The sequence below is a fragment of the Leifsonia poae genome (assembly GCF_020009625.1).
Classification (GTDB): domain Bacteria; phylum Actinomycetota; class Actinomycetes; order Actinomycetales; family Microbacteriaceae; genus Leifsonia; species Leifsonia poae_A.
The window spans coordinates 1,403,745-1,427,307 of sequence record NZ_JAIHLP010000002.1 but is presented as its reverse complement, the minus strand read 5'-3'; the positions used below and the strand labels follow the sequence as shown (position 1 = coordinate 1,427,307).

Genomic DNA, 23,563 nt, shown 5'->3' with positions numbered 1-23,563 from the left:
CCCGCCCCCACCCCACCCCACCGAGCCCCCACCCCTCACCCCTCACCCGACCCCCGCCGAGTGCGCACGAAGTCCGCTCAAAACAGTCGAGTCCACGGATAATCCGTGGACTCGACTGTTTTGTGGAGGGGGAGGAGGGGGTTAGGAAGCTAGGGGTTCGGGGGCCCAGTCTCCGGTGCCGAGGTACTGGACCTTTTTGGCGATGGAGACGGCGTGGTCGGCGAAACGCTCGTGGTAGCGCGAGGCGAGGGTCGCGTCGACGGTGTCGACGGCCTCGCCCTTCCAGGTCTCGCCGAGCACTTTGTCGAAGACGCTCACGTGCAGCTTGTCGATTTCGTCGTCTTCGTTGCGGATCTCTTCGGCGAGGTTGAGGTCCTCCGTGCGCAACAGCTCGGCCAGCTTGGTGGCGATCAGCACGTCGAGGCGCCCCATCTCGGCGAAGGTCGAGCGAAGGCTCTTCGGAACGACCTTGTCGGGGAAGCGGTAGCGGGCGAGCTGGGCGATGTGCTCGGCCATGTCACCCATCCGCTCGAGCGAGGCGCTGATGCGCAGCGCGCTCACCACGATGCGCAGGTCGCGGGCGACCGGCTGCTGGCGGGCGAGGATCTGGATCGACAACTCGTCGAGCAGCACGGTGAGCTCGTCGATCTTGTTGTCGTTGGCGATGACCTCTTCGGCGAGGCTGACATCGGATTTGGTGAACGCCTGCGTCGCATTCTGGATGGAGATGACGACGAGTTCGGCGATCTCGACGAGTCGATCCTGAACTTCACGCAGCTCCTGCTGGAATACTTCGCGCATGGGGTTTGGTCCTTCCTGGCGTGCGCACGCACGCGGGATGCGAGGCCTCTTGGCCTCGCTCAGCATGTTCCCTTCGCCAGGTTAACGGTTGGTGCCCGCAGCCTGAACACTGTCTAAAGTACCCGCGAAACCGCGCGGCTCTGCGCAGCGCGCGTCGATTCCGGCTGTTCACCATGCGTACTCTTGGAATCATGGACTCCACCTGGTTGGTGCTGCTGTCGCTGGCACTGGGCCTCTTGGTCGGCGCCGGGTTCGTCTGGCTGCTGCACATCGCCGCGCGCCGGGGCGATCACGCCGTGCAGGTCGTGAGCCCCACCGTGCCCGACGGTGTCGATCAGGTGCTGGATGCGCTGGAGTCGGCCGGCGTCGTCATCGATCCGTCGAACAATGTGATCAAGGCCTCGCCCGGGGCGCACGCGATCGGCCTCGTCTGGAACGGCGCCCTCGTGCATCCCCACCTCGTCGAGCTGGTGGATCGGGTGCGCCGCACGGGAGATCCGGTCACCGAAGACTGCGAACTCGCCCGCGGGCCGTTCGGCGACGCGAGCATCTACCTCAGTGTGCGCGTCGCCCGTCTCGGGTCGCGCTACATCCTGCTGCTGGCGGAGGACCGCACGGAGTCGTTCCGGCTGGAGACCGTGCGGCGGGATTTCGTGGCCAACATCAGTCACGAGCTGAAGACGCCGATCGGTGCGGTCGGGCTGCTCGCCGAGGCGCTCGACGGCGCCTCCGACGACCCGGATCAGGTGCGGCGGTTCGCTCATCGCCTCACCGAGGAGGCGCAGCGCCTCGCCCGCATCACGCAAGACATCATCGAGCTCAGCCGGCTGCAGGCGGCGGATGCGCTCAGCCACCCCGAACGCATCTCGGCGAACAAGGTGGTCACGGCCGCCCTCGACCAGAACCGGGTCGCTGCCGAGTCCCGTCACATCGAGCTCGCGATGCGCGGTGACAAATCCGCAGAAGTCATCGGCGACGAATCGCTGCTCGTCACCGCGGTGCACAACCTCGTCTCCAACGCCATCCAATACTCGCCCGATGACTCGCGCGTGGGCATCGGGGTGCGGTTGATCGACGGTGTCGTCGAGATCGCGATCACCGATCAGGGGGAGGGGATCCCCGAAGACGACCTCGACCGGGTCTTCGAACGGTTCTTCCGGGTGGACCAGGCCCGTTCCCGCCACACCGGAGGCACTGGTCTCGGCCTCTCGATCGTCAAGCACGCCGTGCAGAATCACGGCGGTGAGGTGCGCGTCTGGTCTCAGCCGGGCCGCGGCTCCACTTTCACCATCCGGCTTCCTGAAGCCGCGACCGTCGCCCGCCCCCTGTTAGGAGAAACCACGTGACATCCATCCTGCTCGTCGAGGATGAGGCCGCCCTCAGCGAGCCGCTTGCCTACCTGCTGAAACGCGAAGGCTACGAAGTGACCGTTGCCGAGGACGGTCCGACCGCGCTCGCCGAGTTCGACAAGGGCGGTGTCGACCTCGTGCTGCTCGACCTGATGCTGCCCGGCGTCCCCGGAACCGAGGTGTGCCGGGAGATCCGCACACGCTCGTCCATTCCGATCATCATGCTCACCGCCAAGGATTCCGAGGTGGACATCGTGGTCGGGTTGGAGCTCGGCGCTGACGACTATGTGACCAAGCCGTACTCGTCGCGGGAGCTGCTGGCGCGCATCCGGGCCGTGATGCGCCGCCGCGTGGAGGCAGACGACACCGAGGATGACGGCATCCTGGAGGCGGGCACGGTGCGGATGGACGTCGACCGGCACACGGTCGCGGTCAACGGCGGCGAGATCTCCATGCCCTTGAAGGAATTCGAGCTGCTCGAACTGCTGCTGCGCAATGCCGGACGAGTGCTCACCCGCGGTCAGCTGATCGACCGGGTGTGGGGCAGCGATTACTTCGGCGACACGAAGACACTGGATGTGCACATCAAGCGCATCCGGTCACGGATCGAGGAGAGCCCCTCCGATCCGACGATGCTCGTCACCGTGCGCGGTCTCGGATACCGGTTCAACGCCTGACCGGATCGTGGCCTGCGGACGCGAAGAGGGGCGGCTCCGATCGGAGCCGCCCCTCTTCGCGTCGAGCCGGGTCTTTCGGCTACTTGGCGGCCGGGAGGATCTCCGGCGGGACAAGATTCTTGTACTCGGCCAGCTGACCGTCGAGCACGGGAACGCTCAGGTTGACCCCGGTGTAGTCGGCGTACTGGAAGTAGACCGAGAACAGGCTTCCGGGAAGGGCGCTGAAGTTCGGGAGAAGCACGGTGTTCTCGGTGGATTTGGGGTGCTCACCCAGCTGGAGCACCTGACCGGGCTTCACGGTGACGTACTGCGTGCTGGTCGGGTCGCCACCGGCCTCGATACCCAGTCGGTGGCTCTTCGAGTCGTTGTTGACCAGAGTGACGACGAGGTTGCCGACGGTTCCGTTCTTGGCATTCGTGATGATCATCGCGTTGCGGACGTCGATCTGGCCGACGTTGCCGCTCACGCCGTCACTCGCGTCGTAGTGCTTCGTGGTGGCCTGTGGGGCGATGAAACCGCAGCCGGCGGTTCCGAACGCGACCGCCAGGGCAAGGACGACGGACCCCACGACACGAGCTTTCACTGAATGACCCTCCAGATCGTTCCGCTCGGCCGGATCCGGCCGTGAGAAGAAGCGGAATGCGCTTCGAGTTTAGCGTATTCGCGTGAGGGTCCCCGCGCGTGAGAGCGAACCTTAGCACCATCTGGCTGTGGTATCCTAGAGGTTGCTGAAGGGACATCAATCTATGCTTTTCGAGGTTGGCGAAACCGTCGTTTACCCACATCACGGGGCCGCAACGATCACCGAAGTCAAAAAGAGAATCATCAAGGGTGAAGAGAAGCTGTACCTCAAGCTCAACGTGACTCAGGGCGATCTCACCATCGAGGTTCCCGCCGAGAACGTCGACCTGGTCGGCGTTCGTGACGTGATCGGCAAGGAGGGTCTCGATCGCGTCTTCGAGGTGCTGCGCGCCCCCTTCACCGAGGAGCCCACCAACTGGTCCCGCCGATACAAGGCGAACCTCGAGAAACTCGCCTCCGGCGATGTGATCAAGGTGTCTGAGGTCGTGCGCGACCTGTGGCGTCGAGACCAAGACCGCGGACTCTCCGCCGGTGAGAAGCGCATGCTTGCGAAGGCACGCCAGATCCTCATCTCGGAGCTGGCCCTGGCAGAGAAGACCGACGACGAGAAGGCTTCGAGCCTGCTCGACGAGGTGCTCGCCTCCTGATCCCGTACCCTCGTGGCATGACGCAAAACGGTGTGCCACGAGTGTCGGTGATCGTCGTCGCCGCGGGTAGCGGAACGCGATTGGGCGCCGATGTGCCGAAGGCTTTCGCGCGCCTCGGCGGCTCCACCCTCGTGGAGCGCTCTGTGCATGCCGTCGCCGGTATGAGCGAGGCCGTGCAGCTGATCGTCGTCGCTCCGGCAGGGCTGGTCGACGATGCCCGCGCTCTCGCGGAGTCGGCGTTCGGCGCTCCCGTCTCCGTCGTCGCAGGCGGGTCCTCCCGGCAGCGTTCGGTCGCGAACGGCCTGGCCGAGCTGGCCGCCTCTGCGGAGGTCGTGCTGGTGCACGACGCTGCCCGTGCTCTGACACCGAGCACGCTCTTCGACTCCGTCGTGCGCGAAGTGGATGCGCGGGGCCACGGTGTGATTCCCGGCCTCCCGGTGAGCGACACCATCAAACGCGTCGGCGAAGCCGGTGACATCCACGAGACCGTCGACCGTTCGGTGCTCGCCGCGGTGCAGACCCCGCAAGGCTTCCCGCGAACGGATCTGGTCGCCGCCTACGCCGCCGCCTCCTCCGACGAGACCGACGATGCCGGTCTCGTGACCGCGCTCGGCCTCCCCGTCTCCGTCGTGGCCGGCAACGAACTGGCGTTCAAAGTGACCACCCCCGCCGACCTGCGCCGCGCCGAAGACGCGCTCGGAGCATCCGCCACCCCACTCCCGCGGATCGGCGTCGGCACCGACACGCACGGCTTCGACCCTGCGGCCGAGCTCTGGCTCGCCGGCCTCCACTGGCCGGGCGAGTCCGGCCTCGCCGGGCACAGCGACGGCGATGCGGTCGCGCACGCGATCACAGACGCCCTGCTCTCGGCCTGCGGGCTCGGCGACATCGGTGGCGTGTTCGGCACCAGTGACCCCCGCTTCGACGGCGCCCACGGCGAGGTGTTCCTCGCGGAGACCCGCCGGCTCGTGGAGGCGGCCGGGTTCCGCATCGGGAACGTGTCGGTGCAGATCGTCGGGAACCGACCCACATTCGCCCCGCGGCGGGGTGAGGCCGAGACGCGGCTCACGCGGCTCCTGGGCGCACCGGTCGCCATCAGCGCGACGACGACGGACGGGCTCGGGTTCACCGGGCGGGGCGAAGGCATCGCGGCCATCGCCACGGCGATCGTCGTGCAGCAGTCGCGGACCGTAGGCTAGGCAGCGTGACTGTGCGACTCTACGACTCGAAGGCCGGTGCCCTTCGCGACTTCATCCCGCTGCGCGACGGCGAAGTGGGAATGTACGTCTGCGGACCGACGGTGCAGTCGTCGCCGCACATCGGCCACCTGCGCTCGGCCCTCGTCTACGATCAGCTGCGACGCTGGCTGAGCTACCGCGGCAACAACGTCACGCTGGTGCGCAACGTCACAGACATCGACGACAAGATCCTCGTGAACGCCGCTGCTGCCCAGGCAGAGGGGAGCTCGGAGCAGTGGTGGGCTCTCGCCTACCGGTTCGAACTCGAGTTCACCGCGGCATACACAGCGCTGGGCGTGCAACCGCCCACCTACGAGCCGCGCGCCACCGCGAGCATCCCGCAGATGCAGGAGCTGATCGCCCGGCTGATCGAGCGAGGGCATGCCTATGCGGCCGCCGATGGCACGGGCGATGTGTACTTCGATGTGAAGAGCTGGCCCGCCTACGGAGAGCTCACCCGCCAGAGCATCGACAATATGGAGGCCGCGGCCGACGCAGACCCGCGCGCCAAACGCGACCCGCGCGACTTCGCCCTCTGGAAAGGGCGCAAGAGCGATGAGCCCGAATCGGCCGCCTTCCCGTCGCCCTGGGGCGATGGTCGACCGGGCTGGCACATCGAATGCTCCGCCATGGCGCGCCGCTACCTCGGCGACGGGTTCGACATCCACGGCGGCGGACTCGACCTGCGCTTCCCCCATCACGAGAACGAGCTCGCCCAGTCCACCGCGGCGGGGGATCCGTTCGCCACCTATTGGGTGCACAACGGGTTGGTGAACGTCAACGGTCAGAAGATGAGCAAGTCGCTCGGCAACTCGGTGTACGCGGCCGACCTCCTCGGAGCGGCGAGGCCGCTCGTCGTGCGCTACTACCTGGGGTCGGCGCACTACCGCTCGACGATCGACTTCCACGACGGCTCGCTTACCGAAGCCGACGCCGCCCTCGACCGCATCGCCGGATTCTTCGAACGGGTCGACCGACGGCTGTCGGCCACCCGTTTCGCCGGGAGCGGCGTGGAAGTCGTGCCCGACGCGTTCGCGGCGGCCATGGACGACGATCTCGCCGTCCCGCAGGCGCTCGCCGTGCTGCACGACACCGTACGCACAGGAAACGCCGCACTCGATGCGGAAGACTTGGAGGCTGCGGCTGTCGCGCGCGGGAACGCGCTCGCGATGACCGAAGTCCTCGGCATCAACCCGCTCTCCCCGCAGTGGAGCGCATCCGGCTCCTCCGCATCCGACACTGCGCTCGGAAAGCTCGTCGAACGGCTCCTCGCCGACCGGCAAGCCGCACGGGCCGCCCGCGATTTCGGCGCCGCCGACCGCATCCGCGACGAACTGACCAGCGCGGGGATCACCATCGAAGACTCCCAGACGGGGTCGCATTGGAGTATTGAACAGTGAAGAACACGGGTGGAAAGCCCCGCGCCGGCGCGGTGCGCAAGAGTCGTAAGGGTCCGCAGGTCGGGTCGGGTGGGCAGGGCCGTCAGGCCCTGGAAGGCAAGAAGCCGACCCCGAAGGCCGAAGACCGGCCGTATCACCCCGCGGGCAAGGCCAAGGCGGCGCGCGAGCGTTACGTGGCCGCCGGTGGCAAAGGCAAGCAGGGTCAGTCGCGTGACGGGTACGTCGGCCGCAACCGTGCCGGCGGCGACGCCGGACGCGGTGGCTCCGGTGCCTCGCGCCGACCGAAGAGCGGTGACGAAGCGGAGATCGTGACCGGCCGCAACTCGGTCGTGGAGGCGCTGCGGGCGAAGATCCCTGCGAGCACGCTCTACATCGCCGCCCGCGTGGAGATGGACGACCGGGTCAAAGAGATCCTGTCGCTCGCGACCGGTCGTGGCCTTCCCATCCTCGAAGTGATGCGCCCGGAGCTGGACCGCCTGGCCGGACGGGATTCCGTGCACCAGGGGATCGCGCTCAAGGTGCCGCCGTACGAGTACGCGCATCCGATCGACCTGCTCGAGACCACGATCTCCAAGGGTCAGACCCCGCTGTTCGTCGCGCTCGACGGCATCACCGACCCGCGCAACCTCGGGGCGATCATCCGCTCGACCGCCGCATTCGGCGGGCAGGGTGTGATCATCCCGCAGCGTCGCTCGGTCGGCATGACGGCCTCCGCATGGAAGACGTCCGCCGGCGCCGCGGCCCGCACCCCCGTCGCGATGGCGGCCAACCTCACGCAGACGCTGAAGGCCTTCAAGGAGGCCGGGGTGTTCGTGCTCGGTCTCGACGGCGGCGGCGACGTCTCGCTTCCCGGTCTGTCGTTCGCCGACCGTCCGGTCATCCTCGTCGTGGGCAGCGAAGGCAAGGGCCTCTCACGGCTCGTCACCGACACCTGCGACGCGGTGATCTCGATCCCGATCACCGCGACGACCGAGTCGCTCAACGCGGGAATCGCCACCAGCGTCGCGCTCTACGAGATCTCCAAACTGCGCGCCGAGAAGTAGCCCCACGAAACCGGCCGGATGCGCCCCATCCTCGCGGAATGGGGCGCATCCGGCCGGTTTCGCGTGCTCAGACTTTCGCGTGCTCAGACTTTAGCGCGCCAGTCGGTGTCGTCGTCGTCGGCCGTCGAGGGCGTGATGATCGGGATGCCGATGGTCTCGGTGAGTGGCTCGATCACGGTGGCCTCGTCGCGGCGATGCCGCAGGATGTCGTTGATGTACGAGGTGAGGGCCTCGGCGAGCGGAACATCCCGGTCTTCGTTCTGCGACATGAACCAGCGGTGCTCGAGAAGCTGATGGAACACTTCGGCAGGCTCCAGCTTGCCTTTGAGCTCGGCCGGGATCGCGCGGACCACCGGCTCGAACACCCGCAGCAGCCACTCGTGGGCGGCCGCCTCCTCGTCCAGCCCGCGCTTGCCGAGGGTGGCCGAGTAGGAGTCGAGGTCGTTCAACAGTCGGCGGGCCTGGTTCTCGCCGGTATCGAGCCCAGTGAGGCGCAACAAGCGGCGCTGGTGGTGGCCCGCATCCACCACCTTCGGCTGGATGCGCACGGTCGTGCCCTCGTCGGACGTCTTGATCGCGAGCTCCTCGATGTCGAAACCGAGCTCGTTCAGGCGGTCGACCCGACGGCTGATGCGCCAACGCTCCGACGACGAGAACACCTCGCTGCTGGTGAGTTCCTTCCAGAGTGACCGGTAGGCCGCGACGATTCCGTTGGAGACCTTGATCGGGTCGAGCTCCTCATCGACCCGGCCGCCGGCCTCCAGGTCCATCAACTCGCCGGCGATGTTCACCCGCGCGATCTCGAGGTCGTTCTCGCGCTGACCATTGGAGAGGCCGCCGTCGTAGAGCTGGCCGGTCTCCGCATCCACGAGGTAGGCGGCGAAAGCGCCCGCGTCGCGGCGGAAGAGCGTGTTCGAGAGCGAGACGTCGCCCCAGAAGAATCCGACGATGTGCAGGCGCACCAGTAGCACCGCGAGCGCGTCCACGAGGCGGGTCGCGGTGTCGGGCCGCAACGTCTGGGAGAACAGCGCGCGGTAGGGGAGGGAGAACTTGAGGTGTCGGGTGACGAGGGCGGCCTTCAACGGCGTCCCATCCTCATCGGTGCGGTTGTTGACGACGGCGACCGGGTCGACGCAGGGGATGTCGAGGCGCTGCAGGGTGCGCAGCATGTCGTATTCGCGCTTGGCCATCTCGGCCGTGGTCTCTTTGATGGCGATGACATAGCCGGAGAGGTTCGCGAACCGCACGAGGTGGCGCGAGATCCCCTTCGGCAGGATCGCGATGTGCTCGTTCGACCACTCGTCGAGAGGGATGTTCCACGGGAGGTCGAGGAGGGCGGGATCGACGGTCGCCGCGGTGATGTTGAGGGAGCCGGCCATGAAGAAAACCTATCGGATCTGCGTAAATGCACAGTGCCGCAGTCCGGTGACGGACTGCGGCACTGTGTGGAACGGGTGCTCGACTGCTTAGTCGACGACCGCGCCGCCGAGGCGCTCGCCGTTCTCGGCGTGGAACGCGTGAACGTGGCCCGGCTTCGGGGTGATGAAGACCGTGTCGCCCGCGTTGGGGTGCATACGACCGTCGACGCGGCCGACGATGTCGGTGCGCTTGCCGTTGATCTCGGAGTGGCCGTACAGGTAGCCGTCGGCGCCGAGCTCCTCGACGAGGTCGACGGTGACCTTGAGGCCCGCGCCCTCGGTGGTGGAGACGACGACGTCCTCCGGACGCACACCGATGGTGACCGAGGGGCCGGCGTTCGCGATCACGTCGCGCTCGATCGGGACGACCGTGGTGCCGAACTGCACGCCGCCATCGACGACGTCGGCCGAGAACAGGTTCATGGCCGGGCTGCCGATGAAGCCGGCGACGAACACGTTGTTGGGCTGAGCGTAGAGGTCGCGCGGGGTGCCGACCTGCTGGAGCACGCCGTCTTTGAGGACCGCGATGCGGTCGCCCATGGTGAGGGCCTCGGTCTGGTCGTGGGTGACGTAGACCGTGGTGACGCCGAGGCGGCGGGTGAGCGAGGCGATCTGGGTGCGGGTCTGCACGCGGAGCTTGGCGTCGAGGTTCGACAGCGGCTCGTCCATGAGGAACACCTGAGGGCTACGGACGATGGCGCGGCCCATGGCGACGCGCTGACGCTGACCACCCGAGAGGGCCTTCGGCTTGCGGCCGAGGTACGGCTCCAGGTCGAGCAGCTTGGCGGCCTCGAGAACGCGGGAGGCGCGCTCGTCTTTGTTGACGCCGGCGATCTTGAGCGCGAAGCCCATGTTCTCGGCGACGGTCATGTGCGGGTACAGCGCGTAGTTCTGGAAGACCATCGCGATGTCGCGGTCCTTCGGCGGAACGTCGGTGACGTTGCGCTCGCCGATGAAGATGTTGCCGTCGTTGACCTCTTCGAGGCCGGCGAGCATACGCAGCGAGGTGGACTTTCCGCAGCCGGAAGGGCCGACCAGAACGAGGAATTCGCCATCGGCGATGTCGATGCTGAGCTCATCGACCGCGGGGCGGGTGGAACCCGGGTACAGACGGGTTGCCTTGTCAAACGTGACTGACGCCATTTCTTTCTTACTCCTTCACCGGCAGGTACGTGCCGGACGATCCGTTGTGATGGATGAAGCGGTGCTGTCGTCCTGGGGCGACGGCGACCACGACCCCATAGTATGGCATCGGCGACGAGGTCATGACCACGGTTCCCACCGCTCCCCCCGGTCTCGTTCAGGCTTCGTCTGGTTGATTCCCAGAAACGCGAAATAGGCTGTTGCGGTGCGTTCGCGCATCCGATCCGAGCCGCTCGCCCGAAGAACAACCGAGTGATACCCCGAAAGTGACATCCATGACCGACGGTCCCGAAGACAGCCGACCCGCCAACGAGCGACGTGCGGCGGCGCGGGAGAAGGCCAGGCAGCTGCGCACGACCCAGCAGCGCAAAGACCGGCGCAACCGAGCCTTCCTGCAGGGCGGCATCGTCGTCGGCGTTCTCGCGATCGTCGCTGTTGTCGCGGTCATCATCGTCACCGCCATCCGGCCCTCCGTGCCCGGTCCGGCCAATATGGCCAGCGACGGCATCGTGATCGGCACCGGGCTCAAGGCGCACGAGACGAAACCCCTCGCGGCGGATGCGTCGCCGATCCCGTCGACACCGGACCCGAGCGGCAGCGTCGTCACGATCCGGGTCTACGTCGACTATCTGTGCTCGCTGTGCGGTGACTTCCAGCGCACCAATGCGGACCAGCTCGAGCCCCTGATCAAGGATGGCGCCGTGACGGTCGAGGTACACCCGATCGCGGTGCTGACGAGCCATTCGGCGGGAACGCGTTACTCCCTGCGCGCGGCGAACGCGGCCGCCTGTGTGGCCAACTACGCTCCGAACAGTTTCTGGAAGTTCAACAACTCGCTTTTCGCCAAGCAGCCGGAGGAGGGCGGCCCCGGTCTCACCGATGCCCAGCTCAAGTCTCGCGCGGCGAGCGCCGGCGCCGGCCACACCTCCTCCATCGGCTCGTGCATCGACGACGGCACGTACAAGAGCTGGGTCACCCGGGCCAGCGATCTCGCGCTCACCGGGCCCATCCCCGACTCCAACGTGAAGAAGCTCACGATCGCGCCGCTGGTGCTTGTGAACGGCAAGTCGTACACGGGTTCGCTGCGCAGCGCCTCCGACTTCAAAGCATTCGTGCTGCAGGCGCAGGGCGACTCGTACTCCTCGACCTCGACGCCGTCGCCGTCTCCCTCCGCGGGCTGACGCGATCCCCTAAGATGGTCAGGCGAGACGGCCAGCCGTCTTGGCCGGCCTGGCGCAATTGGTAGCGCACCGCTCTTGTAAAGCGGGGGTTACGGGTTCGAGTCCCGTGGCCGGCTCTTCATACCCTCCGCACGGGGAGGGCGGCTATTCGACGAGTTTGCCGGCGACCGAGACGTCGCGCATCAGGGCGGCGATCTCGGCCGGGATCGGCGGGAGTTGTTCGCGGGTGATCCCGCTGGTCGGCGACCAGACCAGATTCACCTGCAGCGACTCGTCGAGGTTCGGGTAGTCGCTGCGGTTGTGGCACCCGCGGGTCTCGCGCCGCTCGAGGGCCGCCTCCAGGGTGGCGCGAGCAGCGAGGGCGGCCGATCTGAGATCGAAAGCGTGGGCCAGGTCTTGGTAGCCGGCGATGTCGGGGTGAATGCCGATGTCGTGCATCCTCTTCTCGATGGTGTCGAGCTCGGCGAGGCCGGCTAGGAGGCCCGCCTCGTCGCGCACCACTCCGGCGTGCTCGGTCATGGTGTCACGGATGGCGCGCTGCAAAGCTCGGACGTTCTCGTCTCCGTCGGAGGCGAGCAGATCGGCGATCTCTTCGCGGGCGGTCTTGACGGCGGCGGCCGAGCGCTTCTGCGCCAGTAGAGACGAGGAGTATGCGGCCGCGGCCTGGCCGACGATGCGCCCGAAGACGAGCAGCTCGATGAGCGAGTTTCCGCCCAGGCGGTTGGCGCCGTGCAGCCCGGACGATGCCTCGCCGATGGCGTAGAGGCCGGGCACGTCGGTGCCGTGGTCGTCCGGGCGCACCCAGACGCCGCCCATCGAGTAGTGGGCGGTCGGCGCGATCTCGATCGGCGAGGTGGTGATATCGAGCATCTGCAGCTCGAGCATGGTCTGGTAGACGCGGGGGAGGCGGCTCATGATCGTCTGCCGCGGCAGGTGGGAGACGTCGAGCCAGACCCCGCCGTTCGGGGTTCCGCGGCCCTCCTTGATCTCGGTGTAGCAGGCGAGGGCGACCCGGTCACGGGTGGAGAGTTCGAGCCGTTCGGGGTCGTAGCGTGCCATGAAGCGCTCGCCGAGGGCGTTGGTGAGGATGCCGCCCTCGCCGCGCGCCGCCTCGCTGATCAGCGTGCCGGCCGCGTTCTCGGGCTCGATGATGCCCGAGGGATGGAACTGCACGAGTTCGGGGTCGCGCAGTCGCCCGCCCGCCTCGACCGCGAGTCGGAACGAGTCGCCCGTGTTCTCGTCCCGCCGCGATGAGGTGCGCCGCCAGATGCGGTTGTGGCCGCCGGCGGCGAGGATGACCGCGTCGGCGTGGATGAGGTAGCGCGTGCCGTCTTCGATGTCGAAACCGTAGGCGCCGAACACCGCGCCGTCGTCATTGACCAGGATGCGCGTGACGTAGACCGTGTCGAGGATCGGCACGTCGAGCTGGGCGGCGCGGTTGACCAGGGTGCGCTGGATCTCGAGCCCCGTGTAATCGCCGGCGAACGCGGTGCGCCGGTAGGTGTGGGCGCCGAAGAAGCGCTGCGAGATGCGCCCGTCCTCCTCGCGGGCGAACGGCATGCCGTAGCGTTCCAGGTCTTCGATGCCGCGGGCGGCGCCCGAGGTGACGATCTCGACGGTGTGCGGGTTGGCGAGGAGGTAGCTCTCTTTGAGGGTGTCGGCGGCATGCTGCTGCCAGCTGTCCTCCGCATCCATGGTCGCGAGGGCTGCGTTGATGCCGCCCGCCGCGAGAGACGTGTGGGCGTCGGACTTGGGGCGTTTGCCCAACGCGAGAACATCGACACCCGCCTCGGCGAGTTCGATGGCGGCGCGCAGGCCCGATCCGCCGGTGCCGATCACGAGGACCGTGGTGGAGATCTGACGTTCTGAGGTGCTCATGATTCGACGCTAGGCTCGTGCAACCGATTACTCCAATGCATATTTCTGGTTGTCACGATGCCCGTAGGCTATGGATATGAATCTCGATCAGCTGCGCAGCTTCGTCGAGGTGGCCCGCCTCGGGAACTTCACCCGTGCATCCGAGAAGCTGCACCTCGCCCAGCCGTCGCTGAGCCGCCAGATCGCTGCCCTCGAGCAGGATCTCGGCGCCGAGCTGTTCCAGCGTGCCCGCGGGGGGAGCACCCTGACGACGGCGGGGGAGTCCCTGCTTCCCCTGGCCAGGCGGATGCTCGCCGACGCGGAGTCGGTTCGACGCGAGCTGGCCGAACTCGCCGGACTCCGACGCGGACGGGTGCGACTCGGGGCCACCCCAACGCTTTGCATCAGCCTCGTCGCCGAGGTGCTCAGTGCCTTCCGTGCCGCGCATCCGGGCATCGAACTTCACCTGTCGGAGCAGGGGTCGCGCCGGCTGCTCGACGAACTCGCCGGAGGCGAGCTCGACCTCGCTCTGATCACCACCTCCGACGCCACCTCCGCCGAGCGGTTCATCGTCACACCGCTGCTCGTCGAAGAGCTCGTCGTCATCTCGTCCGCCGGCGCGCATCCGGTGACCGCCGGCGCGACCATCACGCTGGAGGAGGTGGCCCGGCTGCCGCAGATCGTGTTCAGCTCGAGTTACGATCTGCGCAGCGCGACCGATGCCGCCTTCCGCTCGGCGGGGCTCAGACCCGACGTCGCGCTCGAGGGGGCGGAGATGGATGCGGTGCTGCGGTTCGTGGAGCGTGGGCTCGGCGTCGCCATCGTCCCCGCCATGGTGCTCATCGACCGCCCCGGGCTGCGCTCGGTGAGGCTCGCCGGGCCGGCACTCGAACGGACGATCAGCCTCGCCCGCCCCGCCGATGTCGCACCGACCGCGGCCGTCGACGTGATGCGGCGCACGGTCGCGACGAGCGCGACCGACTTCGCCGCGCGCGCCGGGGCGACCATGCGGCTGTCGGCTTAGACGCGCCCGGCGAAGCGGTAACGGAAGCCGGTTCCGGTGTTCGCAGTGACGACGACGTCGTAGTAGCCGGAGGCGTTCAGCGGCCAATCCGTCGTGCGGGTCGCGCCGGCCGGAACGTACACCTGCTCGGCGTGGTCGGTGAAGTCGTTCCCGCTGAGCTGGAAGCGCACTTCGGCGCCGCCGTCGTTGGTGAGGGTCAGCCGCAGCAGGGCGGAGCCGATCGCGCCGACCTCGGCCGTCACCCGGGGGAGGGCGATGTCGGCGCGGCCGCCGCGGACCACGGTGCCGGCGAAGCGGCGCAGGAAGCGGTCCGGACCGTAGACGCTGAAATCGTAGAGACCGTCCGTCTGGGCGGCGTCCCACACCCAGGTGGCCGACGCGTTCGCGGCGATCGTGTGCGGGGTCGCAACGAACGGCAGCACGATGTTCGGGAACACCTGATGGCTGACGCCGACCTTTCCCTGGTTGCGCATGGTGAGGGTGAGGCGCCCCGTCGTGTCGTCGACGGTCACATCGGCGCTCTGCCGGTAGGGCAGTGGGCGGTGTCGCATCGTGCCGGCATCCTGGCCCGGCATCGTCTGGGCCCCGACGGCCGGCACTGCGACCGGAGGCTTGCTGCGATCGGCGTCCGCCGCGGCGACGAGTTGCTGCGTCTGGGGGAGCCCGGGGACGATATCGCTGCCCGGGATGCTGAAGTCGGGGTTCGCGAAGTCGAAGCAGCTGACCAGGTCGCCGGAGACGGTGCGCCGCCAATCCGAGATATTGGGCTCGGTGACGCCGGTGATCACCTCCAGGAACCGGATGATCGAGGTGTGGTCGGAGGTCTGGGAGTTGACCCAGCCGCCGCGCGACCAGGGCGAGACGACCGTGAGCGGCACCCGGGATCCGAACCCGATCGGGAGCCCGTTCACGTACTCGTCGGCGGTCCCCGCCTCGGGGAACGGCGGGAGCACGTGGTCGAAGTATCCGTCGTTCTCGTCGTAGTTGAGGAGCAGGACGGTCGACGCCCAGGTGTCGGGATTGCTGAACAGGGCCTGCACGACGGCGTTCGTGTAGTGGGCGCCGTAGTCGGGGCTCGCCGACGGGTGCTCGCTCCACCCGTAGGGCGCGACGACGTAGGAGACGGTGGGGAGGGAGTTCGTCGCGCAATCCTGGCCGAACTGCGATAACAGGTGGGTCACATCCAGCCCGAGGCCGGAGTCCGGCTTCCACCCGTCGTGCAGGCCGCCGTTGGCCGCGAGGGATCGCTGGGCGGGGTCGGCCGAGGTGAGTGCGTCGTGGTACTGCTGGAACAGCCAGAGGGGGTTGTCGCCGTAATCGCCCACATACGGATGGCTTCCGCTGTCGCCGACCTCGTCGTTCGCGTAGGTCTTCCAGGTCACCCCGGCCCCTTGGAGGCGCTCGCCATACGTTCCCCAGCGATAGACCGGGTTGTAGTCGGCGGGGTTGTCGATGGCGGGGCCGCCGAGACCCCCGGCCGGGTTGACCATGCCCGACCACTGATAGAGGCGGTTCGGGGTCGTCGGGCCGTTCAGCGAGCAGTGATAGTCGTCGCAGACGGTGAACGCGCTCGCCAGGGCGTGCTGGTAGGGGATGTCGTCGCGGGTGAAGTAGCCCATCGTCTGCTGCCCTTTGGCGTTGACCCACCGGTTCCACGCGCCGTTGTTCCACGCCGTGTGGCCGCCGCCCCAGCTGTGGTCGAGCCCGCCGGCGTTCTGCGAGTTGTATTTGGTCGAGTCCAGACGGAACGGCAGCATCGCGTGGCCGTCTGCGCGGGAGGGGTCGGGCTGGTGGAAGATGTCGCCGCCGCCCGGATACTCCAGGATCTGCCGGTCGGCGAAGCCGCGCACCCCAGGGAGCGTGCCGTAGTAGTGGTCGAACGAACGGTTCTCCTGCATCAGGACGACGACGTGTTTGACGTCCTTGTACGTCCCCGAGGCTTTCGCGGCGGCGACGGCCGGGAGTGCCCCGCGGCCGGCCGTGCCGACGGCAACACCGGCCATGATCGCCGCGGCCCCGCCCAGCAGGAGGGTGCGGCGGCTGACGCCGCGGGGGATCGAGCTGCGATATCCGGCGCCCTGGTCGAGTGGCGGTGCCGCGTCGAGGGTCACCTCGGGTGCGTGGTGCTCCGGCTTGGATGTGCTCATTCGTCTGCTTCCTCTGCGAGTGCGGCGATGGGGGTGACGGCGGCGATCCTCCGACGACGGGAGATGAGAAGGAGGGTGCCGACGATCAGGGCGGCGAGGGCGAACGCTCCGGCGGTCAGCCAGAGGGCGCTGCCGGTCCAGGCGAGCGCCTCGGGGCCGGAGGCCGCTCCGCCGTTGTGGGGGTCGGAGGGTCCGGGGTTCGCTCCGTTGCCGCCGTTGCCGCCGCTACCGCCACTGGGGGGAGCGGCGAGCAGGAGTGTCGCTTCGACGGCCGCGCGGTCCGACGGCCAGCGATTGGCGGCGGAGGCGGGCGCGGCCGCCGGAAAGCCGTCGACGACCGTGTTCGCGTTCTGTACGGTGAGCGGCCCGGCGAAGTGGATGTAGTCGAGCCGATCCAGGATGGCGGGATGCGCGACCGCGGCGCTGACCGCCGGCGCCGGCACCGCCGGGGTGAGGATGCCCGCCGTCGCCCCCGGGTTCTTCTGGATGTCGGGACGGGCGGCCCGGTACGCGTCACTGAGTCCCGCATCCCGGATCGCCGCAGTCACCGGCCAGTCGACCCGGCCGGCGCCGCAGTCGGTGTTTCCGCCCGCGCCCGTCCAGTCGAGGACGGAGGGCGAGTTCAGGGCGCCGATGAGCAGCAGCCGAGCCTTCGGCGAGGCGGAGCGGAGAGCTCGGGCCGCATCCGCGATCGCGCGGGCCTCGGCGTAGCGTTGCGTGCTCTTCTCTGCGTCGACGGCGGCGGATGCGCCGGCCGTGCAGACGGCCGCCGGGTCGGGGCCACCCGCATCGAGTGCCGTGTTCCAGACGGTCACCTCCGTTCCGCCCACGTTCGCCGTCGCGGCGGTCATCGGGGCACCAGCGGGGTCGGCGAGCGGGGTCAACCGGAACGGCGCGACGATGGCGAGTCCGGTCGCGGACTCGACCGCGTTCCAGCCCAGCCGCTGGGCGACGGCCGCGGCCCGGGCGCCACCCGTGTGCTGCAGGCCGAGGAGGTCGAATCGGTTGGTGAGGATGGAGCGCACGGTCTTCTCCAGCGAATCGTCGACGTGGGTTCCGCCATCCCAGAGGTCGAGGGTCGCTGCGTGCACGACCGGCGGCGCGCCGGGTTCGGCGACCGGCAGTTCGACCGTGAGCGTACCGGTGACCCCGGTGGCCTCGGTCGCCGTGATGGTCACGAGCGGGGGATGCGCCGGGATGCTCGACGGCGCCGTTCCGGTGATCGCGCCGGACGCGGAGACCGAGATCCAGTCCGGTCCGCTCTGTTTCGCGAAGGTTGCGGCTGCGGCGTCGGCCCCGGCGACGCCGAACCAGAGGCCGCCGACCGAGAGGGCGACGGCCGCGGCGGGTCGGGTCGCCGGTTCGACGACGTCGTCGGTGACGAAGTGGTCGGTCGTCGGGTTCGGGGAGCCGGTGAGCGGGGGCTGCGCCGTGAGCGCGAAGGTGAGGGACGGCGCGAGGTTCACGTAGCCGTCGTTGTAGAGGAGGACGGCGCCCACGGTGTGACCGCCGGTCAGACCTCCGGCCGGAATGGTCACGGTGCCGGAGGTGGCGTTCGGCACGTAGGCCCAGGTGGTGGAGCCGCCGTGCGATTGACCGCCCGTCGGGATGGTGGACGGGTCGTCGTAGATCCCGATCCAGTTCTTCGCATTCGGGGTGCTCGTCGTGAACGAGAACTGAAGAGGCTGCCCGGCGACGGGATCCGTGGTGAGGAGTTTCAGCGTCCCGTCCGCCGTCGGACCGGTGCTCGCCGTCGCCAGCCGGAATGTGAGGGGCTCGGCCAGCCAGGCGTAGCCGTCGTTGTCGAGCAGGAACGCGATGACGTCGTGACCGGCGGTGAGGGTGCCGGCCGGAATGGTGACCGACCCGGAGGTGCCGGTGACATACGACCACGCCGTCGATGCCCGGCCCGGGTAGGTCTGGTTGACGGGGGCATTCTTGGTGTCGTCGTAGAGGGCGATCCAGTCTTTTCCGGCCGGGTTGGCCTTCCCGGTCGCGTAGGTGAAGGTCAGGTCACCGCCGACACGTGGAGCGGCGGTCGTCAGCTGCAGGCTTCCGGTCGTGGCATAGCCGACCCGGAAGGTCACCGGTTGCGCCAGCCAGGTGTAGCCATCGGAGTAGAGGAAGTAGGCGACCAGGTCGTGGCCGGGGGTCAGTGCGGTGCTGGGGATCGTGACCGTCCCGGATCCGCTCGCCGTCGTCGCGTCGACGTAAGCCCAATCGGTCGAGGCGCCGTGCGTCTTCTCGTCGGTCGGCCCGGTGGCGGGGTCGTTGTAGATCGCCACCCAATTCTTCGTGTTGGGTCGATCGGTCGCGTACGAGAAGGTCAGTGCGGCGCCCGGTGCGGGGTTCACCGTGGTCAACGTCAATGTCCCGCTCGGCGTCGCCGCCGTCGCGGCGGGTCCGGTGAGAAGCATCCCGACGAGCCCGGCAACAGCCGCCGCGGTCGCCAGCATCGTCATTCTGCGCACTGTGGTCACGGTTCACAACCCAAGCGGTCGCACGCATCCCGTTCCCTGCGCCGGCCGGAATCGTCGGTGAACGCTGTCCGAAGCGGAACGGTCCGCTTGGCGCAGCGAGCACGGCGGCCCGGCCGCGTTCGCGCCCGGCCTGGCGCTTTCCGCGCACCGCACGTGTACAAGTGGATGCACATGCGTGCCCGGGCACGGTGGCGCGCAACGACCTGGTGACCCCGGTTCACCCCGCAGAGTGGCAGATCGGTGAAAGAATCGCACCGAACACCACTCCCGCCTTTGTGCACTGTGCCGGGTGCGGCACCCGACCCCTGGATGACCGAATGCCGTCGTACTATCGCGAGATCGCCGAAGATCTGGGCGCCCGCATCCTCCAGGGCGAATTCCGGGCCGGCAGTTCGCTGCCCTCAGAGAACCTGCTCGCCGAAACGTACGGCGTTGCCCGGGGAACTGTCAGGCGGGCCCTCGCCCTGCTCCGCACCCGGGGCGCTGTGGCTTCACGCCAGGGGGCATCCTGGGTCGTGCAGGCGTCACGGCAAGGGCAGGACTTCGAGCAGCTGCGCTCGTTCGCACAGTGGGCCCGGAACCGCGGGATGACACCCGGTGGGCAGGTGCTCTCGAGCGCGACGTCGCCGGCGACGGTCGCCGACCGGCGCCGACTGGAACTGGACGACGGCGACCCGGTGCTGCGCGTCGTCCGCGTGCGCACCCTGAACGACCGGCGCGTGATGCTCGAACGGACGACATACGCCACCTGGATGATCCCGATCATCCAGACGTTGTCGCCGCGCGAGCCGTCGGTCGTGCAGACGCTCTTCGAACGCTTCGGCGTGCTGACCAGCTACGCCGACAACACGCTGGATGCCGTCGCCGCGACCGGCGAGGACGCCCAGGCGCTCGGCATCCGCCGGTCGAGTCCGCTCCTGCGGCTGAGACGGGAGAGCTACGACTCCCGGCAGCGTCCGATCGAGTACTCCGACGATCGCTATGTCTCCGGGACCATCGCGTTCCAGGTGCACACGCAATTGTCGGACAACCCGATGCAGCGCACCCTCGGCGAGGTCGGCGAACGTCAGACGGTGTCGTCCGCGGCCGAGGGGCTCTCGTCCACGATGCCGATGAAGCGGCTGCCGACACCGTAGACCTCGCGGCGGGCCAGCCCGGGCAACGGTTCGGGCAGCCGGCCCTGGGGGTGGTCGTCGCAGCTGAGGTAGGTGAAGTCGGGCCACCACTTCTTGGGGCGCGCGGATTCGGTGAAACCGCAGATGTCGCAGGTCAGCTGCACCCAGACCGGCCGCTTGCCGGTGCGGTTCGCCCGAGACTGAGCGAGCCAGGCCGGCGGGTTCGCGGCCAGCTCGTCGAACTCCTGATCGCTGAGCCGGGAGGGGATGCCGTGCCTCGTCGCCATTTCGAGGCTGATGTCCAGGCGCTGGGCCGCATCGCGTCTGCTGATCATCCGTTCACTCTAGGGTTCGAACGGGGCTTCCGCCGAACGGTCAGGCGATCGCGGGTCGGGCGGGCGGCTCTGATCGCCGTGCATCCCGCCGTGCAACGCGCTGGGCGGAGTCGTACGCTGAGGTCGTGACCGACACCTCGCGCACCACCCCCACCGGGTCCGTCCTGCTGATCGGTGCCTCCCGCGGTCTCGGGCTGGCGATCGCCGAGGAGTATCTCGCCCGCGGAGCGACGGTCGTCGCCACCGTGCGCGGGGCCGGCCGCACCGCGTTGCACGAACTGAGGGACGCCTTCCCCGACCGGCTCGAGATCGAATCGGTGGACATCACGATTCCGGATGAGGTCGCCGGCCTTCGTGACAGGCTCGCGAGCCGATGGTTCGACCTGCTGTTCGTCAATGCCGGCGTGACCAATGCCGAGGAGGAGACGGTCGCGACCGTCAGCACTGACGAGTTCATCCGCCTCCTGGTGACGAATGCGCTCAGTCCGATGCGTGTCGTCGAGGAGCTCGCGGGGCTGGTGCCTCCCACCGGGACGATCGCGATCATGTCCTCCGGTCAGGGCAGCATCAGCAACAACGAGCGCGGAGGCTTCGAGCTCTACCGGGCCAGCAAATCCGCACTCAATCAGCTGATGCGCAGCTATGCGGCCCGTCATCGCGACGACCCGCGTACGCTGCTGCTGCTCGCCCCGGGGTGGGTCAAAGGCACCGGGGTCGGCGGCCCGAACGGGGCGCTCACCATCGACGAGAGCATCCCGAGGCTCGTTGGAACCGTGGAGGCGCAGCGTGACCGGGGCGGACTCCAGTTCCTCGACTACCTCGGCCGGACCGTCGCCTGGTGAAGCCTCCTCGCGGGAAGCTCCGGTCGGCGTGACCTCTCAGAGGCTGTCGGGGTCGAGGTTCAGCGTTGTCGACGCGTACAGCGCTTGGTCGGCGTCGACGACCTGCAGATCGGAGTTCAGCCAGAGCAGGTCGGGAACGGAGATTCCGAACCGTTCGGCGACGATGGCCGTGGTGTCCCGGAGGCGACGAGGTAGCGTTTGGGTGCTCCGCTTGCCGTGGTGGCCGTGACCGTGCCCGCGGCGTAGGTGCGTGTGCCGCCGTCGACCGGGTGAACATTCGATTGGCGCACCGGCACGGACCACCGCACCGTGGTCACGGCGAGCACCTTGTTCGGTCCGAGTTCGACCGGGACGCCGTCGGCGGAGGCCACCGACGAGTAGGTCACGAGCGTGCCCAGATACGAGGGCTGGCCGACGGAGAGGAGCGCGGATGTCGCCGGTGCGGTCCGGGTGGTCGGGCCGCCGAGCAGGTGGTCGCCGACGCCGTGGTAGGTCAGCCCGTCGCCCACGCTCGGCGGGATGTCGATGAGGGTGACGGAGATCGGCACCGGGACCGTCGATGTGAACGACGAGTACTCGGCCGAGTACGTATTGTCCCCATTCGCGACCATCCGGTAGTGGAAGTGGATGCTGCCCTTGGGTGAGGCGACGTCTCCCTGGGCGACGACGGTTCCCTTCGGCACCGCCGTCAGCGTCGGGGGAACGGGCGGCGGCGTCGGGCTCGCGGAGGCGACGACGTCGCCGGTGCTCCCGGCGAGCGGTGTCGATGAGGGGGTCGAGGTGGCGTGTTCGGTGTGCTTCGGGGTGGGCGTCGGGTCGGTGCTTCCGGCGAACAGTGAGCACCCGGCCAGGGCTGCAGCGACTGCGACGGTGAGGACGGCGGCCGGCAGGATCCGGCGCTTGCTCGGGGCGCCGGCCGATGTGCCGGCTCGCCTCACGTCTCCCCAATGACCCATGATTCCCCCTCGATGGCACCGGGGCTCCCGCCCGCCTCGAAGGTCGCCATCCGCATCGTGTTCTTCGTCTGCGTGAAGCATAGTCGGACGCCGGGTTCGGACGCGGTTGACAACCGAGGGAGGTGCGGAGGGCCCGCCGTCCGTCAGGAGAGTTCGAGCTCGGCGACGGCGGTCTGCTGCAGAAGGCTGCTCCGCAGGGCGGCACCGGCCGCGATGATCCGATCGTTGGCCTCGCGTTCCGCGATCGTGACACGCAGGCCGTCGCCGGCGAACGGTCGCACCAGCAGGCCGTGCTCTTCGAAGACGTCCGCCGCGGTCGTCGTGTCGTCGCCGAGGGGGAACCAGAGGAAGTTGCCGCCGGAGGCGGGGAGCTCCCAGCCCTGCTCGGCCAGAGCGGCGCCGACTCGATCGCGCTCGGCGACGAGCTCGTCGACACGGATGTCGAGCTCGGTTTCCGCGTGTAGGGATGCGACGGCGGCGGCCTGCGCCAGCGAGGTCACGCCGAAGGGGAGGGCGACCTGACGCAGCGCTGTCGCCACCGTTTCGGGGGCGAGCGCGTAGCCGACACGGAGTCCGGCAAGACCGTAGGCCTTCGAGAAGGTGTGTGCGACGACGACGTTGTCGTGCCGGCGCATCGCGTCGACGCCGATCGCAGTGTCGGGTCGGCGGTTGAACTGCAGGTAGGCCTCGTCGACGACGACGACGATCTCGGCCGGGACCTTCGCGAGGAAGTCTTCCAGTGCGTCGGCCGAGATCGTCGTGCCGGTGGGGTTGTTGGGGTTGCACACCAGGATCAGTCGTGTGCGCGGGGTGATCGCCGCCAGCATCGCGGCGAAGTCGTGCTCGTGCGTCGGTGTCAGCGGCACCGCCACCGGTGTGGCGCCGGCGGCGACCGCCAGCATCGGATAGGCCTCGAAGGATCGCCAGGCGAAGACGATCTCGTCTCCCGCACCTGCGGTCGCGCGCATGAGTTGGGAGATGATCTCCACGGAGCCGCTGCCGAAGACGACGTTCTCAGGCTCCACGTCGAACCTTTCGCAGAGAAGCCGGGTGAGGGCGCTCGCCGCGGTCTCCGGGTACCGGTTGACCGAGTCGAGCTGTTCTTCGAGTGCGCGCACCACCGAGGGCAGCGGCGGGTAGGGGTTCTCGTTGGAGGAGAGCTTGAAGACCGTGTGCGCATCCGGTGCGTCGGTGGGGGCGGCTTTGCCCGGCTTGTAGGCGGGGGTCGCGGAGAGGTTGCGCAGGCGGATCGTCATCGGGAGTCCTTTCGTCTTGCGGCGTTTGACAGTGTCAGATCACCGCTTCTAAAATCTATAAATGATTATAAC

The 23,563-nt window shown here is 68.3% G+C and carries 20 protein-coding genes and 1 tRNA gene; 11 read left to right on the top strand and 10 right to left on the bottom strand.

Annotated elements, in window-relative coordinates; genetic code table 11:
* Positions 1-141 precede the first annotated feature (141 nt).
* Entirely contained in the window at positions 142-801 is a 660-nt protein-coding gene (gene phoU / locus K5L49_RS07420) for a phosphate signaling complex protein PhoU (protein ID WP_223691591.1), read from the bottom strand.
* 191 nt (positions 802-992) lie between these two features.
* Here phoU and K5L49_RS07415 point away from each other — a divergent pair, with 191 nt between their 5' ends.
* Both K5L49_RS07415 and K5L49_RS07410 read left to right on the top strand, forming a co-directional pair.
* Entirely contained in the window at positions 993-2,147 is a 1,155-nt protein-coding gene (locus tag K5L49_RS07415) for a sensor histidine kinase (protein ID WP_223691590.1), read from the top strand.
* A complete protein-coding gene (locus K5L49_RS07410; protein WP_223691588.1) occupies positions 2,144-2,827 on the top strand; it encodes a response regulator transcription factor in 684 nt (227 codons plus the stop codon). The genes K5L49_RS07415 and K5L49_RS07410 overlap by 4 nt, the downstream gene beginning before the upstream one ends.
* A 79-nt stretch (positions 2,828-2,906) precedes the next feature.
* Here K5L49_RS07410 and K5L49_RS07405 read toward each other — a convergent pair whose 3' ends face one another.
* Positions 2,907-3,410 (bottom strand): hypothetical protein, encoded by a 504-nt coding sequence (locus K5L49_RS07405; RefSeq protein ID WP_223691586.1) that lies wholly within the window; start codon positions 3,408-3,410, stop codon positions 2,907-2,909.
* Between the two features lie 163 nt (positions 3,411-3,573).
* Here K5L49_RS07405 and K5L49_RS07400 point away from each other — a divergent pair, with 163 nt between their 5' ends.
* Genes K5L49_RS07400 through rlmB form a run of 4 tightly spaced genes read left to right on the top strand, consistent with a single transcriptional unit; the run spans position 3,574 to position 7,737 of the window.
* On the top strand, positions 3,574-4,056 hold the full coding sequence (locus tag K5L49_RS07400) for a CarD family transcriptional regulator (protein WP_021763858.1): 483 nt from the start codon (positions 3,574-3,576) through the stop codon (positions 4,054-4,056).
* A 17-nt stretch (positions 4,057-4,073) separates the two neighbouring features.
* Positions 4,074-5,255, top strand: a complete 1,182-nt coding sequence (ispD, locus tag K5L49_RS07395) for a 2-C-methyl-D-erythritol 4-phosphate cytidylyltransferase (RefSeq protein ID WP_223691584.1) — start codon at positions 4,074-4,076, stop codon at positions 5,253-5,255.
* A gap of 5 nt (positions 5,256-5,260) precedes the next feature.
* On the top strand, positions 5,261-6,694 hold the full coding sequence (gene cysS, locus K5L49_RS07390) for a cysteine--tRNA ligase (protein ID WP_223691582.1): 1,434 nt from the start codon (positions 5,261-5,263) through the stop codon (positions 6,692-6,694).
* Complete coding sequence (gene rlmB, locus K5L49_RS07385; protein ID WP_223691580.1) at positions 6,691-7,737, top strand: 23S rRNA (guanosine(2251)-2'-O)-methyltransferase RlmB; 1,047 nt, start codon at positions 6,691-6,693, stop codon at positions 7,735-7,737. Before cysS ends, rlmB begins: the two co-directional genes overlap by 4 nt.
* A gap of 83 nt (positions 7,738-7,820) precedes the next feature.
* On the opposite strand, the gene K5L49_RS07380 is transcribed toward rlmB, so the two are convergent.
* Together K5L49_RS07380 and K5L49_RS07375 are read right to left on the bottom strand one after the other, a co-directional pair.
* On the bottom strand, positions 7,821-9,116 hold the full coding sequence (locus K5L49_RS07380; RefSeq protein ID WP_223691578.1) for a DUF4032 domain-containing protein: 1,296 nt from the start codon (positions 9,114-9,116) through the stop codon (positions 7,821-7,823).
* An 87-nt stretch (positions 9,117-9,203) separates the two neighbouring features.
* Positions 9,204-10,298: an ABC transporter ATP-binding protein gene (locus K5L49_RS07375; RefSeq protein WP_223691577.1), complete on the bottom strand. Its 1,095-nt coding sequence runs from the start codon at positions 10,296-10,298 to the stop codon at positions 9,204-9,206.
* Positions 10,299-10,573: 275 nt separating this feature from the next.
* Here K5L49_RS07375 and K5L49_RS07370 point away from each other — a divergent pair, with 275 nt between their 5' ends.
* Both K5L49_RS07370 and K5L49_RS07365 read left to right on the top strand, forming a co-directional pair.
* The gene (locus tag K5L49_RS07370) at positions 10,574-11,479 is read left to right on the top strand and encodes a DsbA family protein (protein WP_223691575.1); all 906 of its coding nucleotides are present in this window, start codon (positions 10,574-10,576) and stop codon (positions 11,477-11,479) included.
* Positions 11,480-11,522: 43 nt separating this feature from the next.
* Positions 11,523-11,595, top strand: a tRNA-Thr gene (locus K5L49_RS07365).
* A 28-nt stretch (positions 11,596-11,623) separates the two neighbouring features.
* Here the strand turns inward: K5L49_RS07365 and K5L49_RS07360 are convergent.
* The gene (locus tag K5L49_RS07360; protein WP_223691573.1) at positions 11,624-13,357 is read right to left on the bottom strand and encodes an FAD-dependent oxidoreductase; all 1,734 of its coding nucleotides are present in this window, start codon (positions 13,355-13,357) and stop codon (positions 11,624-11,626) included.
* Positions 13,358-13,433: 76 nt separating this feature from the next.
* Here K5L49_RS07360 and K5L49_RS07355 point away from each other — a divergent pair, with 76 nt between their 5' ends.
* Positions 13,434-14,360, top strand: a complete 927-nt coding sequence (locus K5L49_RS07355; RefSeq protein WP_223691570.1) for a LysR family transcriptional regulator — start codon at positions 13,434-13,436, stop codon at positions 14,358-14,360.
* Here K5L49_RS07355 and K5L49_RS07350 read toward each other — a convergent pair.
* Both K5L49_RS07350 and K5L49_RS07345 read right to left on the bottom strand, forming a co-directional pair.
* Positions 14,357-16,507 carry a phosphocholine-specific phospholipase C gene (locus tag K5L49_RS07350; protein WP_223691568.1) on the bottom strand — a complete coding sequence of 717 codons (2,151 nt, stop codon included), beginning with the start codon at positions 16,505-16,507 and terminating at the stop codon, positions 14,357-14,359. The two genes, K5L49_RS07355 and K5L49_RS07350, sit on opposite strands and share 4 nt — an antisense overlap.
* Positions 16,504-18,969: a hypothetical protein gene (locus tag K5L49_RS07345; protein WP_223691566.1), complete on the bottom strand. Its 2,466-nt coding sequence runs from the start codon at positions 18,967-18,969 to the stop codon at positions 16,504-16,506. The genes K5L49_RS07350 and K5L49_RS07345 overlap by 4 nt, the downstream gene beginning before the upstream one ends.
* 335 nt (positions 18,970-19,304) lie before the next feature.
* On the opposite strand from K5L49_RS07345, the gene K5L49_RS07340 reads away from it, so the two are divergent.
* Entirely contained in the window at positions 19,305-20,123 is an 819-nt protein-coding gene (locus K5L49_RS07340) for a GntR family transcriptional regulator (RefSeq protein WP_223691564.1), read from the top strand.
* Here K5L49_RS07340 and K5L49_RS07335 read toward each other — a convergent pair.
* Entirely contained in the window at positions 20,054-20,437 is a 384-nt protein-coding gene (locus tag K5L49_RS07335; RefSeq protein ID WP_223691563.1) for a DUF5997 family protein, read from the bottom strand. The two genes, K5L49_RS07340 and K5L49_RS07335, sit on opposite strands and share 70 nt — an antisense overlap.
* Positions 20,438-20,562: 125 nt before the next feature.
* Between K5L49_RS07335 and K5L49_RS07330 the strand changes: the two genes are divergently transcribed.
* A complete protein-coding gene (locus K5L49_RS07330) occupies positions 20,563-21,279 on the top strand; it encodes an SDR family NAD(P)-dependent oxidoreductase (RefSeq protein WP_223691561.1) in 717 nt (238 codons plus the stop codon).
* Positions 21,280-21,395: 116 nt separating this feature from the next.
* On the opposite strand, the gene K5L49_RS07325 is transcribed toward K5L49_RS07330, so the two are convergent.
* On the bottom strand, positions 21,396-22,235 hold the full coding sequence (locus K5L49_RS07325; RefSeq protein WP_223691559.1) for a LysM domain-containing protein: 840 nt from the start codon (positions 22,233-22,235) through the stop codon (positions 21,396-21,398).
* 143 nt (positions 22,236-22,378) lie between these two features.
* Positions 22,379-23,491 carry a histidinol-phosphate transaminase gene (gene hisC, locus K5L49_RS07320; RefSeq protein WP_223691557.1) on the bottom strand — a complete coding sequence of 371 codons (1,113 nt, stop codon included), beginning with the start codon at positions 23,489-23,491 and terminating at the stop codon, positions 22,379-22,381.
* Positions 23,492-23,563: the final 72 nt, after the last annotated feature.

What these genes read in the sequence shown, in the direction of transcription:
- K5L49_RS07380 (WP_223691578.1), bottom strand. Translation starts at nt 9,116, where the DNA reads ATGGCCGGCTCCCTCAACATCACCGCGGCGACCGTCGATCCCGCCCTC.
- hisC (WP_223691557.1), bottom strand. Translation starts at nt 23,491, where the DNA reads ATGACGATCCGCCTGCGCAACCTCTCCGCGACCCCCGCCTACAAGCCG.
- K5L49_RS07400 (WP_021763858.1), top strand. Translation starts at nt 3,574, where the DNA reads ATGCTTTTCGAGGTTGGCGAAACCGTCGTTTACCCACATCACGGGGCC.
- phoU (WP_223691591.1), bottom strand. Translation starts at nt 801, where the DNA reads ATGCGCGAAGTATTCCAGCAGGAGCTGCGTGAAGTTCAGGATCGACTC.
- K5L49_RS07355 (WP_223691570.1), top strand. Translation starts at nt 13,434, where the DNA reads ATGAATCTCGATCAGCTGCGCAGCTTCGTCGAGGTGGCCCGCCTCGGG.
- K5L49_RS07375 (WP_223691577.1), bottom strand. Translation starts at nt 10,298, where the DNA reads ATGGCGTCAGTCACGTTTGACAAGGCAACCCGTCTGTACCCGGGTTCC.
- K5L49_RS07345 (WP_223691566.1), bottom strand. Translation starts at nt 18,969, where the DNA reads ATGACGATGCTGGCGACCGCGGCGGCTGTTGCCGGGCTCGTCGGGATG.
- K5L49_RS07325 (WP_223691559.1), bottom strand. Translation starts at nt 22,235, where the DNA reads ATGGGTCATTGGGGAGACGTGAGGCGAGCCGGCACATCGGCCGGCGCC.
- K5L49_RS07350 (WP_223691568.1), bottom strand. Translation starts at nt 16,507, where the DNA reads ATGAGCACATCCAAGCCGGAGCACCACGCACCCGAGGTGACCCTCGAC.
- K5L49_RS07370 (WP_223691575.1), top strand. Translation starts at nt 10,574, where the DNA reads ATGACCGACGGTCCCGAAGACAGCCGACCCGCCAACGAGCGACGTGCG.
- K5L49_RS07340 (WP_223691564.1), top strand. Translation starts at nt 19,305, where the DNA reads ATGCCGTCGTACTATCGCGAGATCGCCGAAGATCTGGGCGCCCGCATC.
- K5L49_RS07360 (WP_223691573.1), bottom strand. Translation starts at nt 13,357, where the DNA reads ATGAGCACCTCAGAACGTCAGATCTCCACCACGGTCCTCGTGATCGGC.
- ispD (WP_223691584.1), top strand. Translation starts at nt 4,074, where the DNA reads ATGACGCAAAACGGTGTGCCACGAGTGTCGGTGATCGTCGTCGCCGCG.
- K5L49_RS07335 (WP_223691563.1), bottom strand. Translation starts at nt 20,437, where the DNA reads ATGATCAGCAGACGCGATGCGGCCCAGCGCCTGGACATCAGCCTCGAA.
- K5L49_RS07415 (WP_223691590.1), top strand. Translation starts at nt 993, where the DNA reads ATGGACTCCACCTGGTTGGTGCTGCTGTCGCTGGCACTGGGCCTCTTG.